Here is a 12,580-nt window from a genome sequence, read left to right as displayed (position 1 = left end):
CTCAAATATCAGATTGCCGACATGCGAACTGACCTCGACAACCGAATGCACCGGTCGAGGCCGTGAAGATCACTTCGACGCGTCAACGACGACCTTTCATGCTGGTTCCCGAAATTTGACTAGGCCTTTTCATCCCATTCGGGGAAAACTGGTCCTCGTGCAGGGGCTGCGCGCCCTGGCCGCGCTGATGGTGGTCGTTCACCACGCGCAGAACGAGGCCGCGATCCTGGCCGGGCGAACGGGAACTGATTTCGTCCGGCGCGATGGGCTGCCCTGGCCGGCCGGCGTCGACATCTTCTTCGTCATTTCCGGCTTTATCATCGTCCACGCCGCGGGCCCGCTTTACGGCCAGTCGGGCGCGCGGAGCCGCTTCGTCGCTCATCGCATCGCCCGCCTCGTGCCACTCTACTGGCTGGTGACCGGGCTCTATCTCGCCCTCGGTCTGGCCGTGCCCGCCCTGCTCAGCGGCGAGGGCGGCGCGCCGGACCTCGCCCGCACCCTCGCCTCGTTCCTGTTCTGGCCGATGGCCCGGCCCGACGGGGCGGTGCTGCCGCTCTACGGGCTGGGCTGGACCCTGAACTACGAGATGGCCTTCTACGCTCTGTTTGCCCTCGGCCTCGGCTTTCCGCGACGTGCTGCGGTGGCGTGGCTCGTCGGCGCCCTGGCGCTCGTCGTTCTCGCCGGGCGGCTGATGCCAACACCGCCGGTCCCCCTCGCCTTCTGGTCCGATCCGATCGTGCTCGAATTCGCTCTCGGCGCAGGGCTCGCGCTGCTGCGCGCCGAGGGATTTCGTCTGCACGCACCGGCCCGTGTCGCGCTCGCCGCGGCGGGTCTGTTCGGGCTCGCCGCTGCTCCGGCTGAGCCGGCCTTCCGCCTCTTTGCCTGGGGCCTGCCCGCTGCGCTCCTCGTGGCGGCGGCGGTGCTCGGCCGGGATCGGCCCGAAGCGGTGCGCGGCGGGTGGGCTGCCCGTTCCCTCGGTGCGGCCGAACGGCTGGGCGATGCCTCCTACGCCCTCTACCTTCTGCATCCCTTCGTTCTGCGGGCGGTCCGCGAAGGGCTGCTGCGCACCGGCCTCGCGCCCGTGCTCGGACCATGGCCGAGTCTCGTCATCATGGTCGCGCTGACCCTGCCCGCCGCGCTCCTCGCACACCGGCTGGTGGAGCGGCCTCTGACCCGCCTCGTCCGCCGCCGGCTCGATCCCAGCCATCCCGCCGAGGCGACGAGGAACGCCGCGACACCCGGTTGATACCCGGCCCGACGACGGCGGCGACACGGGCGGGGATGACGGCTTGCTGCGCGGTTTTCCGACGCGCCATTTCGATCTAGCCTCCGCCGGACACGTCCCTCACACGTCCCTCTTGCCCCTCGCACCCTTCGGAGGCCGGCCATGAAGACCCTGCTCGTCCCGGTCACCCTCCACGACGCCCTGCCCTCGGTCTTTGCGACCGCGGTGCTGGTGGCACGCCGCTTCGGCAGCCTGATCGAGGGCGTGTCCCTGCGCCCGGCGCTCGCCGAATATGTGCCCGTGGACATGGTCGGCGGCATGACATGGCTGCGCGACGAGGAGGCCGACCAGGCCGAGGCGCAGGATGCGGGCCAGCGCTTCGTCGCGGCGATGGAGGCGGCCGGCCTGCCCCGGCGCGAGCCCGGCGCCTCCTGCGCCCCGGATGCCGTGGCCAATGCCGGACCGCGCTACCGCTGGCAGCCCGACGTGCCGCCGGGGGACGCCTTCCTCGGCCAGTACGCGCGGCTGTTCTCGGCCACGGTCGTCGGCCGGCCGGGCGCCGATGACGGCGCACCGCGCATGACCACCTTCGAGACCGCCCTGTTCGAGAGCGGGCGCCCGATTCTCCTCGCGCCGCCCGCCGCCCCGTCCTGCGTCGGCGAGGCGATTCTGATCGCCTGGAACGGCTCGACCGAGACGGCGCGCGCCATCGCCTTCGCCATGCCGTTCCTGCGCCGGGCCCGGCGCGTGCTCGTGCTCAGCGCCGAGGGCGGGATGGTGCCGGGTCCGAGCGCGGAGGATGTGGCGCGCGCGCTCGCCTGCGAGGGGATTGAGGCCGCCCACAAGGCGCTCCCTGCCGGCCGCCGTACCCCCGGCGAACTCTATCTCGACAACGCCGAGTCATTCGGCTGCGACCTGCTGATCAAGGGCGCCTATACCCAGAGCCGCCTGCGCCAGATGATTTTCGGCGGGCCGACCAGCCACATCCTGTCGCATGCGACCGTACCGGTGCTGATGGCGCACTGAGCGGCGGCGCCCGCGCTTCCGAGAGCCCACAATCGGGCTCCGCGCGAATTTCGCGTTGTCGGCGAGGACGTTCGGCCGAGTGCCGTTCATCCGAAGTGCCGGCTCATGGGGCCGCTGCCGTTTCGCGGCCGGTCACGACGAAGGCTCGCGTCGCATTCAATCGTGCCCGTCAGGAGTTGTCATAGCCCGCCTCGATCGCTAAAGTCCTGAAAAGCTTGAAGTTTTCAATCATTCTAATCTGCACTTGCCTCAAATCGGCCGATTTCCAGTGGCCTTGAGCGGTGCGAATGATTGAGGCTCCGGGCTCCGCCGGCCCTCGCGGGAAGGCTTCCCGACAGGCACGACAGGTTGCGATCGCCCGCATGATTGTCTGCTCTTGCAACGTCCTCTCCGACGGACAGGTGCGCGCGTGCCTGCAGCCGGGTCCGGGCTGTCCCCGTACGCCGGCCCAGGTCTATGGTTGTCTCGGCTGCAGTCCGAAATGCGGACGCTGCGCGCGAACCATCCGTTCGATCCTGCGCAACGCCATCGATGAAGCGCAGGCTCATACATCGACGCATGGCAGCGCCCACGCCTGTTCGACGGCTTGCGAGACATCTTGCAGTTTGGGATCATTCCAAACTACAAGGGAGCCCGAGGGCGTCGCAGCCTGAGACGAGCGGTCGTTCGTCCCGACGCCTCACGAGGAGAGTGACGGATGAAGGGCGATGCCAAGGTCATCGATTATCTCAACCGGGGCCTGCGCAGCGAGCTGACGGCCGTCAACCAGTACTGGCTGCATTTCCGCCTGCTGAACGATTGGGGCTACGTCGATCTCGCCAAGTTCTGGCGCAAGGAATCGATCGAGGAAATGAACCACGCCGACCGGTTCATCGATCGGATCCTGTTCCTCGACGGCTTCCCGAACCTGCAGGAACTCGACCCGCTGCGGATCGGCCAGAACGTTCAGGAGATCATCGAGTGCGATCTCGCCGCCGAGAACGAGGCGCGCGCGCTCTATCTCGAAGCCGCCAAGTACTGCGACTCGATCAATGACCGCGTCTCCAAGCGGCTGTTCGAGGATCTGGCCGAGGACGAGGAAGGCCATATCGACTTCCTCGAGACGCAGCTCGACCTGATCGGCCAGATCGGCCTGCCGCTCTACGCCCAGCGCCATGTCGGCGGCCTGGAGCAGATCGCGCCCGAGAAAGAGTGATCCGTCTCGTCCCCTCCCCTCGCGGGAGGGGACGCCCGGTCAGGCCGGCGGGCGGCCCACTCGCACCGGCTGCGCGTTCGCTCGCTCTGGGAACAGCGCCTTCAGGTCCCGCAGCTTCGGCGCGTCGTTGGCGACGATGTAGCTGTTGGTCGGGTGAAGCGTCATGTAATCCTGATGGTAGCCTTCCGCCGGGTAGAAGGCGCCGGCCTCGATCTTGGTGGCGATAGGCTTCGAGAACGCCTTCGCTTCATCGAGCTGGGCGATGTAGGCCTTGGCCACCTTGGCCTGCTCCGGATCTGCGGGAAACAGCGCCGAGCGGTATTGCGGGCCGGTATCCGGGCCCTGCCGGTTCACCTCGGTCGGATCGAGCGCCACCGAGAAGAAGATCTGCAGCAACTCGTCGTAGCGGACCACCGCAGGATCGTAGGTGACCTGCACCGCTTCCGCGTGCCCGGTGCGGCCGGTGCCGACCTCGTCGTAGCGGGCGCTCGCCCGAGTGCCGCCGGCATAACCGGAGACGGCGTTCGTCACGCCCTTCACGTGCTGGAACACGCCCTGTACGCCCCAGAAGCAGCCGCCCGCGAAGGTCGCCGTGCGCAGGCCCGAACCGCTTTTCGCCGGATCCTTGGCCGGATCTTTGGCAGAATCCTTGGCCGTCTCCCGGGCCGTCATCGCCGCTTCCGGCAGGCGCCGCCCGCCCTCCTCCGCCGAGGCGGGCGCCAGGGGCAGGGCCGCGCCGGCGAGCAGGGCGAGGCCGGCGAGACCGCCGAGCAGAAGCGACATGCGTGGGCGGAGGCGTTCGGTCATCATGATCTCGATCCTCGATGCTCGTCCTCGGTGACGATGCTTGTCGATGATGCCTGTCTCGGATCCGCGCCTCAGGCCGGGCCGTCGGCGGCGGGCTCGAAACGCAGGGACACGCCGTTCATGCAGTAGCGCAGGCCGGTCGGCTTCGGGCCGTCCTCGAAGACGTGGCCGAGATGACCGCCGCAGCGGCGGCAATGTACCTCCGTGCGCCTCATGCCGTAGGCGGTGTCGACCTGCGTCCCCACCGCGCCGGGAAGCGGCTCGAAGAAGCTCGGCCAACCGGTGCCGCTCTCGAACTTGGTTTTTGAGGAGAACAGCGGCAGGTCGCAGCCGGCGCAGACGAAGCGGCCCGGACGCTTCTCGCCGTTGAGCGGACTCGTGTAGGCCCGTTCGGTGCCGTGCTCGCGCAGAACTTGGTAGGCGGCGGGCGAGAGCCGCGCGCGCCATTCGGCCTCGGACTTCTCGACCTCGAACCCTCCGGCGGAGCTGGAACCGGCCGCCATCACGGCCGTGAGGCGGGTGGCGGCGAGTAGGCCCAGCAACGAGGCTCCGGCTCGCAAGGTCTGGCGGCGGTTCATGCGCGGGGACTCCGACGGATCAGGCCGCCCGGCGGCTTGCGGGGAGGACGGACTCCCCGGAGGCTCGGGCGGCATGCACAGGATCATCAATCGCGCGCAATCGATAGCACGGAACGGTCCAGGCCGCCGCGAAGACGAACCGCCGCAGGCTATCGGCCGTCGCGCTTCCGGCGCGGAGAATACGCGGGGATAACGGAGACAACTAAAGAAAACCCCGCTGCCCATGGGGCGCGGGGCGAGGAGGGTTGGTGATGACATCCTCGGAGGGACATCCGAGGCAAGGATATCGGTAAGCCGGAGCCGTTCGGCCCGCATTGACATCCGTTAGGGTTGCGCCGGCCTCGGACCCGAAACCGGGCGGCGTGGCTGCCGACCTCGTCGAGGACGCGGTGCCGCGTTCGACCCGCTCCGGGGCTTCGCCGAGAGCACCGAGTCGCGCTGCGCCGCCGGGCCGTCGAGAGGGGTTGGCGACGACGAAGTCCGGCGTGCCCATGGGATGTACGGTCCGCGGCTCCGGAGGACCGGGGCGCAGGGCATGTGCGTCCTGGCACCGCCGCCCGATCCGCCTTTCGCGCCGCGTTGACGCTCGGGGACGCGCACATTACCTCCTATGATCAGCCGGCCAAGACACGCTCCCAAGATACGCGCGCGGGTGTATCGCTCCGCCCGCACGACCGGCGGGACAGTCGGTGCCGGGCCGCTCGGGACCGGTTCCAGGGCCGGCACCCGGGACATGCCATGGATTCCACCCTCATTCAGAACGCCGAGCGTGACGCCGAGACCGTCCTGCGGGAGGATGCGCGCCGGGCGGTCTATGAAGCCTCGCCGGCCTCCGACCCGCGCAGCCCCGTGATGCTGTTTACCGCCGACGAACCGCTCGCCATGGATTCCGGCGCGCGCCTCGGCCCCTTCCAGATCGCCTACCAGACCGCCGGCACCCTCAACGCCCGGCGCTCGAACGCGGTGCTGATCTGCCACGCGCTCACCGGCGACCAGCACTTCGCCCATCGCCACCCCGTGACGGGCAAGCCCGGCTGGTGGGAGACGCTGGTGGGGCCCGGCAAGCCGGTCGACACGGACCGCTACTTCGTCGTCTGCTCGAACGTGATCGGCTCCTGCATGGGCTCGACCGGGCCCGCCTCGCTCAACCCGGAGACGGGCCGCCCTTACGGACTCGATTTCCCGCTGGTGACGATCCGCGACATGGTCCGCGCCCAGGCGATGCTGCTCGACCGGCTCGGCATCCCGGATCTGTTCCTCTGCATCGGCGGCTCGATGGGCGGGATGCAGGTGCTGCAATGGGCCTCGCTCTTCCCCGAGCGGGTTTTTTCCGCCATGCCGATCGCTACCGGCGCGCGGCATTCCGCGCAGAACATCGCCTTCCACGAGGTCGGCCGGCAGGCGATCATGGCCGACCCGGCCTGGGAGGAGGGCCGCTATCTCGAAGCCGGCACCCGGCCGTCCAAGGGCCTCGGCGTCGCGCGGATGGGCGCACACATCACCTACCTCTCCGAGCCGGCCCTGCACCGCAAGTTCGGCCGCCGCCTGCAGAACCGGGCAGCGCCGACCTTCTCCTTCAACGCCGACTTCCAGATCGAGAGCTACCTGCGCCACCAGGGCCTCAGCTTCGTCGAGCGGTTCGATGCCAACGCCTACCTCTATCTCACGCGGGCGATGGACTATTTCGATCTCGCCGAGGACCATGGCGGCGTGCTGGCCAACGCCTTCCGCGGCTCGAAAACCCGCTTCTGCGTGATGTCCTTCACCTCGGACTGGCTGTTCCCCACCGCCGATTCCCGCGCCATCGTCCATGCACTGAACGCGGTCGCCGCACCCGTCGCCTTCGTGGAAGTCGAGAGCGACAAGGGCCACGACGCCTTCCTGCTCGACGAGCCCGCGATGTTCTCCGCCGCCAAGGGCTTCATCGACGCGGCGGCCCGGGCCAGAGGTCTTTGAGAACTGGACTGTGAGACGATGAGCGAGAGCTTCACCGACGCCGCGTCCGGCGCGCCCTGGGAAGCCGCCGAGGCGCTGCCCCGCGGCGAGGGCGCGGCGCGTATCGACCACATCGTCGTGCTCGGCCTCGTGCCGCCGGGCGCCCGCGTCCTCGATATCGGCTGCGGCGACGGCTCTCTGCTGGCGCTCCTGCGTGACCAGCGCGGCGTCGATGGCCGCGGCATCGAATTGTCGCGCGAGGGCGTCAACGCCTGTCTCGCCCGCGGCCTGCCGGTGATCCAGGGCGACGCCGACACCGATCTCGCCAACTATCCCGACGACGCCTTCGACGTGGTGGTTTTGTCCCAGACCATCCAGGCGACCCGCAACCCGCGCATCGTGCTGGAACATCTTTTACGGATCGGGCGGCAGGTCATCATCTCGTTTCCGAATTTCGGCCATTGGCGGGTGCGGGCCGAACTCGCCTTCCGCGGCCGGATGCCGGTCACCGAGATCATGCCGGAGACGTGGTACGAGACTCCCAACATCCATCACTGCACGATCCGCGACTTCGTCGGCCTGTGCCGCGACGTCGGCGCCCGCATCGAGAAAGCCACCGCCCTCGACGCGCGGGGGCGGCCGATGCGCTTTTCGATGCCGTGGTGGTTCTGGAACCTGATCGGCGCGCAGGGGGTGTTTTTGCTGAGGCGCGGGGCCGGGCGAGGGTGAGCCCGCTGTCGCAGCGGATCATGATCCTCGGGCAGAGGGCTGCCCGGAGCAGCTTGCCTTCGAGTTTCTGAGCAAACACGGCGACTGGAACCGCATCCGCCGGACCCACTGCCTCGCTTTGGTCGAGAGATTTGCCGGCCGGTGGATCGTCCTTCGCGGATCCTCCGTTGTGCGCCATTGCGCAACCGGCTGATCAGAGCGTCCCCGACGTGTCCGTCGCGGGTGCCGAGCCGCCCATCGCCACGGCGACCGGGTAGCCATGGCGGGCAAGGTCGGCTCGGCCCTCGGCGAGCAGCGCGTCGGAGGCCGTCTCGATGCGGTTCTGCAGCTCCTTGAGGAACGCGGCACGCGTCAGGCCCGGCGGAATGACCGGCAGGAACTCGATCACTGTCGTACCCGGCATCCGGCGAAAACCCCGGCGGCGCCAGTACAGACCGGTGTTCAGTGCCACCGGCAGGCAGGGCACGTTCAAGGCCGTGTAGAGGTGGGAGGCACCCTGCTTGTAGGCCGGCGGCGCCCCGGCCGGGCGGCGTGTGCCCTCGGGGAAGATGATGAGCTGGCGCCCGTCGCTGATCGCCTGCGCCGCCGCCTTGTTCATCGCTGCCATCGCACGGGTGCCCTTCGAGCGGTCGATCGGCACCATGCCGCCCCGGGCGAAGTACCAGCCGACCACCGGAACCCACATCAGCTCGCGCTTGAGCACGTAGCCGAAATCATCGAACGGAATCGTGAGCGCCAGCGTCTCCAGCGCCGACTGGTGCTTGGCGGCGACCAGCAGCGGACCCTTCGGGATGTTCTCCAGGCCGCGGAACTCCACCCGCGTGCCGCCGACCACGCGCAGAAGGAACAGCACCGTGCGGCCCCAGAACTGCGCCACCCGGATCACGCCCTTGCGTGTGACGAAGGCCGGCAGTCCCAGGATCGCGATCAGAGCTGTCGCGACGTAGAACGAGAGGTTGAAGGCGAGCGAGCGGAAGAGGAGCATTGGCGGTCCGCGTGAGACTGCCGCTCCTTTATCGCGGGGACCCGCGCTTGCCCACCGTCGCCCGGCGGAAACCCGTTGCAGCGGCTTGCCGGTCGCCGCCGGCCGTTTGGTGCGGCACCACCGCCATCACCCTATCCGGCTCGCATCGGTCGAGGGAGGCCAGTTGCCCAGGCCGGTTTTGATGCCGATGACGAAGATCGGGAGCGCCCTCGGGGCGGACCGAACCTGCCTGCGCTTTCGTGCAAGCATCGTGGAAGACGATGTAGGATTTAATTCTGAAAGTATGTTCGGTTGTCTTAGATAGAAGGGATATATACGCAGATGCTCATCGCAAACCGGCATAACAAATGAGATTTACACTACCATAGCCTGTCGATATCGATTGGGTAAGGGGACGGAGAGGGTGTTCGCGAGCGAACGAACCCTCCTTGGAGCGCGCTCGGAGCCGCAGCCATGGTCCGCGCCCTGTGTTTCCATGGGCCTACCCACGTCCCTTGCCCGCCCGGCACGGCGCCGGATCGCATCGGGGCCGGCCGTTCTTCGGAGGTGTTTGCCGAAGGGCCGGACCGGGTGGTGAAGCTCTACCGCCAGCCCTTCGAGCCGGAGGCGGTGGCGAACGAGTTGGCAGCGAGCCGCCTCGCTCACGGATTCGGCCTGCCGGTGCCGGAAGCGTTCGGCATCGTCGGACGGGCGGGGCGCACCGGCATCCTGTTCGTGCGCCTCGACGGTCCGCCCATGACTTTGCGCTACGCCTACAACCCGTTCGGGCTGATGCTGGCGCTCCGTCGCGTGGCGCGGATCCAGCACGCGGTCCATGCCTATCCCGCTCCCGGCCTACCCTCGCAGCATGCCCGCCTCCGGCACCAGATCGAGGGCGCGCGGGTGCCGGAGCATCTGAGGAATGCGGCGCTCGCCGCGCTCGACCGCCTGCCGGTGGTGAACCGCCTCTGTCATGGCGACGTGCATCCCGGCAATGTGATCTCGACCCGGGCCGGGCTGCACCTGATCGACTGGCAGAAGGCCACCGCCGGTGATCCGGCCGCCGACGTGGCCCGCTCCGAGCTGGTGCTGCGCTACGGCCGGCTCGGCCCTGCCTGGTTCAGCCGGCTGGCTCCCGTGCGGATGGCGCGCCGGCTGGTCGCGGCGTGGTACGTGGCGAGCTACTGCGCGGCGAGCGGCCTGCCGAGGGAGACCATCACCGCGTGGCGACTGCCGGTCGCCGTCTCGCGCCTGTTCGGCCGCCCCTCCGGTACCGACGCCGAAGTACTGGCGGCGATCGAGGCACTGGTGCGTAACAGCCCGGATTTTGAAAAGGCGAGCCTTTTCGCGAGTCCAGGGCAGAGCCTTGGTCGGGGTTAGCCGGAGCGTTGTTCTTAAGGCCCTTCGGCCAGGGTCCCCCGCTGACGCGGATCGGACGCGCCGGCCAGCAGCCCGTCCTCTGCCATCACCGAGTTGGCCGAGCCCGAAGTCGCGCCGACCTTCACATTGTGGCCCTTGGCTCGCAGGAGGGCGAGCGTATCGGGCGAGAGGCCTTCCTCGGCCATCAGCACGTCGGGCTGCCACTGGTGGTGGATGCGTGGCGCCGCGACCGCCTGGGCGAGGTTCATGCGGAAATCGAGCACGTTCACGATGACCTGGAGCGTGGTCGTGATGATGCGGCTGCCCCCCGGGCTTCCGGTGACGAGGAACAGCCGACCGTCCCGAAACACGAAGGTGGGCGTCATCGACGAGAGCGGACGCGCGCCCGGCGCCACGGCGTTGGCCTCGCCGCCGACGAGGCCGTAGGCGTTGCGCGCACCGGTCTTGGCGGAGAAGTCGTCCATCTCGTTGTTGAGCAGCACGCCTGTCCCTTCGGCGACGAGGCCGATGCCGTAGGAGAAGTTCAGCGTGTAGGTGTTGGAAACGGCGTTGCCCTCGGCGTCCACCACCGAGAAATGCGTGGTCTGGTCGGATTCGTGAGGGAGCAGATTGCCGGCGCTCACCTCCGCGGCGGTCTTGGCCCGCTTCGGATCGATTTTTTCGCGTAAGGTGGCGGCATAGGGTTTGGCCGTGAGCCCCGCGACGGGAACCTTGGTACGCGAGGGGTCGCCGAGCCAGGTGGCCCGGTCGGCGTAGGCCGGCTTCATCGCCTCGGCCATCGTGTGCAGTGCCTGCGCGCTGCCCGCGCCCATGCCGGCGAGATCGTAGCCTTCCAGGATGTTGAGGATCTCGATGAGATGCACCCCACCGGAACTCGGCGGCGGCATCGAGACGATTTCGTAGCCGCGATAGGTGCCGCGCACGGGCGTGCGGATCTCCGGCCTGTAGGCGGCGAGGTCGGCCGCGGTCATGATCCCGCCCGCACCCTGCACGGCCGCCGCGATCTTCTGCGCGATCGGCCCCTCGTAGAAGGCGTCCGGCCCCCGCTCGGCGATCGCCTTCAGGGTGTCGGCGAGGTCGCGCTGGGTGAGCGTCGCACCGCGGGGGAGGACGTGGTCGCCCTCGAAGAACACCGCGCGGCTCGACGGCCACTGTCCGAGCAGGCCCGAGGCCCGCGGCAGGGAATCGGCGAGCCCCGATTCGACCGGGATGCCGTCGCGGGCGAGTTTTTCGGCCGGGGCGATCAGCTCGGCCAGCGTGAGCTTGCCCGAACCGTAGCGCCGGTGGGCTTCGACAAGACCCCGCACCGTGCCGGGCACACCCACCGCCTTGCCGGTCCGGGTGGAGGCGGCGCGGTCCGGCTCGCCCTGCGGGTTCAGGAACATGTCGGCGGTGGCCGCAGCCGGGGCGGTCTCGCGGTAATCGATCGCGATCGTGTCCGCGACCGTGTCCTTGGTCGCGGCGCGGTGCACCATCATGAAGCCGCCGCCGCCGAGATTGCCCGCCCGCGGCAGGGTGACGGCGAGCGCGAAGCCGACCGCCACCGCCGCATCGACGGCGTTACCGCCCCTCCTCAGGATCTCGACGCCGACGCGGGTGGCGAGCGCGTCCTGCGACGAGACCATGCCGCGGCTGGCGAGAACGGGCAGGAGTCGGGCCTCGTCCGATTGGATCGGCGGCAGCTCGGGCGCGGGCGGCCCCGCCTGCCCTTGGACTTGGGCTCGGACCTGGGCCGGCCCCACGAGGGAGGCGGCGAGGAGAAGCGCGAGGGCGGCGCGAACGGGCGAGATCGGTGTCATGCCCCGAACTTATCGCAAATGCGAGGCGCGGCCATGCTTCCGAAACGCCGGCCCCGAACGCCAGTCGTCCGTCGTGTGGCTCTATTGCCCGCTCAACGACGGGCCGCCCGCGGTGCCGCCGGTGCCGGGCGGTCCGCCCGTCGGCGTGCCGCCGATCACGGCGCCCGGCGTGCCGCCGACGACGGCCGGCTCGTTCGGGGTCCCGGCCGGAGGGATGCCCGTGCTCGGACCGGGCACCGGCCGCGATCCCGTGGCCGAAGCCTTGGGGCTCGGCGGCGAGGGCCGCCCTTCCTCGGTCGCCTGCGCCGCGGCGGTTGAGACGCTCAGCGCGAGAGCCAGCGCGATCGGGGTGAGCCGCATGGGGTGTCCTGTTCGAGGAAAAGCAGCGTCCCTCAACCCGGCGACCCCGGGAAAGTTCGCTCGGACCGATTCGGACGCCGCTCTCGGTTCTGTCGATTGCGGGCGATTGCGAGAACCGGGCCTCATGCCGGAGGCTGATGCCGCGAGCGAATGCCGCGCCTTCACGATGGACGCCCCGCCGCCTCGGAGGTCGAGACGGACAGCACAGTGCCGACGTCCGGCCTCGGAAAGAATCGAGGAGCGGCGTCGGCACCCATGGTCGTGCGGTGGCAGCCGTGACGGCTCGCGGCGAGATCGAGCCTCACCTATCGGGTCGTGCGCGGGTTAGGCGTCCTCCGCGTCGTCCCCGTCGAGGATCGACTCCAGATCGCCCGTGAGCGCGTCGAGTTGCTCGGAAGTCGCCCGGATCTTGAACTTCGTTCCATCCTCGGCTTCCACCGCGATCTCGATATGGTCCTCGACCTTCGCGGCGAGCGCCTGTTTGAGGGTGTAGGTGGTCACGTCCTTGGCCATGCGGTCTCCCGTAGCGGCGTTGATCGCCGGAAGGTGGGAAGCGCCGTGAAGCGGACTCGTTCCGTCGAT

Annotated in this window: 13 protein-coding genes; 7 read left to right on the top strand and 6 right to left on the bottom strand. The window is 69.0% G+C overall.

The window, feature by feature from the left end:
* Positions 1-157: 157 nt before the first annotated feature.
* The 4 genes from FHU13_RS04050 to bfr all read left to right on the top strand — a co-directional run bounded on the left by FHU13_RS04050 (position 158) and on the right by bfr (position 3,446).
* Entirely contained in the window at positions 158-1,246 is a 1,089-nt protein-coding gene (locus FHU13_RS04050; protein WP_183434562.1) for an acyltransferase family protein, read from the top strand.
* A gap of 141 nt (positions 1,247-1,387) precedes the next feature.
* Positions 1,388-2,251, top strand: a complete 864-nt coding sequence (locus FHU13_RS04045) for a universal stress protein (protein ID WP_183434561.1) — start codon at positions 1,388-1,390, stop codon at positions 2,249-2,251.
* 362 nt (positions 2,252-2,613) lie between these two features.
* Positions 2,614-2,904 carry a bacterioferritin-associated ferredoxin gene (locus FHU13_RS27510; RefSeq protein WP_246714466.1) on the top strand — a complete coding sequence of 97 codons (291 nt, stop codon included), beginning with the start codon at positions 2,614-2,616 and terminating at the stop codon, positions 2,902-2,904.
* 44 nt (positions 2,905-2,948) lie between these two features.
* A complete protein-coding gene (gene bfr, locus FHU13_RS04040) occupies positions 2,949-3,446 on the top strand; it encodes a bacterioferritin (RefSeq protein ID WP_012453445.1) in 498 nt (165 codons plus the stop codon).
* A 39-nt stretch (positions 3,447-3,485) separates the two neighbouring features.
* Here the strand turns inward: bfr and msrA are convergent, their stop codons facing one another.
* On the bottom strand, positions 3,486-4,256 hold the full coding sequence (gene msrA, locus FHU13_RS04035; RefSeq protein WP_183434560.1) for a peptide-methionine (S)-S-oxide reductase MsrA: 771 nt from the start codon (positions 4,254-4,256) through the stop codon (positions 3,486-3,488).
* Between the two features lie 68 nt (positions 4,257-4,324).
* Positions 4,325-4,831, bottom strand: a complete 507-nt coding sequence (gene msrB, locus FHU13_RS04030) for a peptide-methionine (R)-S-oxide reductase MsrB (protein ID WP_183434559.1) — start codon at positions 4,829-4,831, stop codon at positions 4,325-4,327.
* A 738-nt stretch (positions 4,832-5,569) separates the two neighbouring features.
* On the opposite strand from msrB, the gene FHU13_RS04025 reads away from it, so the two are divergent.
* Together FHU13_RS04025 and metW are read left to right on the top strand one after the other, a co-directional pair.
* Positions 5,570-6,787, top strand: coding sequence for a homoserine O-acetyltransferase (locus tag FHU13_RS04025; RefSeq protein ID WP_183434558.1), 1,218 nt, complete (start codon positions 5,570-5,572; stop codon positions 6,785-6,787).
* Positions 6,788-6,805: 18 nt separating this feature from the next.
* Positions 6,806-7,495: a methionine biosynthesis protein MetW gene (gene metW, locus FHU13_RS04020; RefSeq protein WP_183434557.1), complete on the top strand. Its 690-nt coding sequence runs from the start codon at positions 6,806-6,808 to the stop codon at positions 7,493-7,495.
* Positions 7,496-7,688: 193 nt separating this feature from the next.
* On the opposite strand, the gene FHU13_RS04015 is transcribed toward metW, so the two are convergent.
* Positions 7,689-8,480, bottom strand: coding sequence for a 1-acyl-sn-glycerol-3-phosphate acyltransferase (locus tag FHU13_RS04015; RefSeq protein WP_183434556.1), 792 nt, complete (start codon positions 8,478-8,480; stop codon positions 7,689-7,691).
* A gap of 453 nt (positions 8,481-8,933) precedes the next feature.
* Between FHU13_RS04015 and FHU13_RS04010 the strand changes: the two genes are divergently transcribed.
* Positions 8,934-9,839, top strand: a complete 906-nt coding sequence (locus FHU13_RS04010) for a phosphotransferase family protein (RefSeq protein WP_183434555.1) — start codon at positions 8,934-8,936, stop codon at positions 9,837-9,839.
* 14 nt (positions 9,840-9,853) lie between these two features.
* On the opposite strand, the gene ggt is transcribed toward FHU13_RS04010, so the two are convergent.
* The 3 genes from ggt to FHU13_RS03995 all read right to left on the bottom strand — a co-directional run bounded on the left by ggt (position 9,854) and on the right by FHU13_RS03995 (position 12,511).
* Positions 9,854-11,638, bottom strand: a complete 1,785-nt coding sequence (gene ggt, locus FHU13_RS04005) for a gamma-glutamyltransferase (protein WP_183434554.1) — start codon at positions 11,636-11,638, stop codon at positions 9,854-9,856.
* Between the two features lie 81 nt (positions 11,639-11,719).
* Positions 11,720-11,998, bottom strand: coding sequence for a hypothetical protein (locus FHU13_RS04000; protein WP_183434553.1), 279 nt, complete (start codon positions 11,996-11,998; stop codon positions 11,720-11,722).
* A gap of 324 nt (positions 11,999-12,322) precedes the next feature.
* Positions 12,323-12,511 carry a hypothetical protein gene (locus FHU13_RS03995; RefSeq protein WP_183434552.1) on the bottom strand — a complete coding sequence of 63 codons (189 nt, stop codon included), beginning with the start codon at positions 12,509-12,511 and terminating at the stop codon, positions 12,323-12,325.
* Positions 12,512-12,580: the final 69 nt, after the last annotated feature.

The sequence above is a fragment of the Methylobacterium sp. R2-1 genome, from assembly GCF_014191355.1.
In the GTDB taxonomy this organism is placed as follows: domain Bacteria; phylum Pseudomonadota; class Alphaproteobacteria; order Rhizobiales; family Beijerinckiaceae; genus Methylobacterium.
The sequence above is the reverse complement of the archived record's forward strand: the minus strand, read 5'-3'. Positions and strand labels throughout refer to the sequence as shown.

What these genes read in the sequence shown, in the direction of transcription:
- FHU13_RS04045 (WP_183434561.1), top strand. Translation starts at nt 1,388, where the DNA reads ATGAAGACCCTGCTCGTCCCGGTCACCCTCCACGACGCCCTGCCCTCG.
- FHU13_RS27510 (WP_246714466.1), top strand. Translation starts at nt 2,614, where the DNA reads ATGATTGTCTGCTCTTGCAACGTCCTCTCCGACGGACAGGTGCGCGCG.
- bfr (WP_012453445.1), top strand. Translation starts at nt 2,949, where the DNA reads ATGAAGGGCGATGCCAAGGTCATCGATTATCTCAACCGGGGCCTGCGC.
- msrA (WP_183434560.1), bottom strand. Translation starts at nt 4,256, where the DNA reads ATGATGACCGAACGCCTCCGCCCACGCATGTCGCTTCTGCTCGGCGGT.
- msrB (WP_183434559.1), bottom strand. Translation starts at nt 4,831, where the DNA reads ATGAACCGCCGCCAGACCTTGCGAGCCGGAGCCTCGTTGCTGGGCCTA.
- FHU13_RS04025 (WP_183434558.1), top strand. Translation starts at nt 5,570, where the DNA reads ATGGATTCCACCCTCATTCAGAACGCCGAGCGTGACGCCGAGACCGTC.
- metW (WP_183434557.1), top strand. Translation starts at nt 6,806, where the DNA reads ATGAGCGAGAGCTTCACCGACGCCGCGTCCGGCGCGCCCTGGGAAGCC.
- FHU13_RS04015 (WP_183434556.1), bottom strand. Translation starts at nt 8,480, where the DNA reads ATGCTCCTCTTCCGCTCGCTCGCCTTCAACCTCTCGTTCTACGTCGCG.
- FHU13_RS04010 (WP_183434555.1), top strand. Translation starts at nt 8,934, where the DNA reads ATGGTCCGCGCCCTGTGTTTCCATGGGCCTACCCACGTCCCTTGCCCG.
- ggt (WP_183434554.1), bottom strand. Translation starts at nt 11,638, where the DNA reads ATGACACCGATCTCGCCCGTTCGCGCCGCCCTCGCGCTTCTCCTCGCC.
- FHU13_RS04000 (WP_183434553.1), bottom strand. Translation starts at nt 11,998, where the DNA reads ATGCGGCTCACCCCGATCGCGCTGGCTCTCGCGCTGAGCGTCTCAACC.
- FHU13_RS03995 (WP_183434552.1), bottom strand. Translation starts at nt 12,511, where the DNA reads ATGGCCAAGGACGTGACCACCTACACCCTCAAACAGGCGCTCGCCGCG.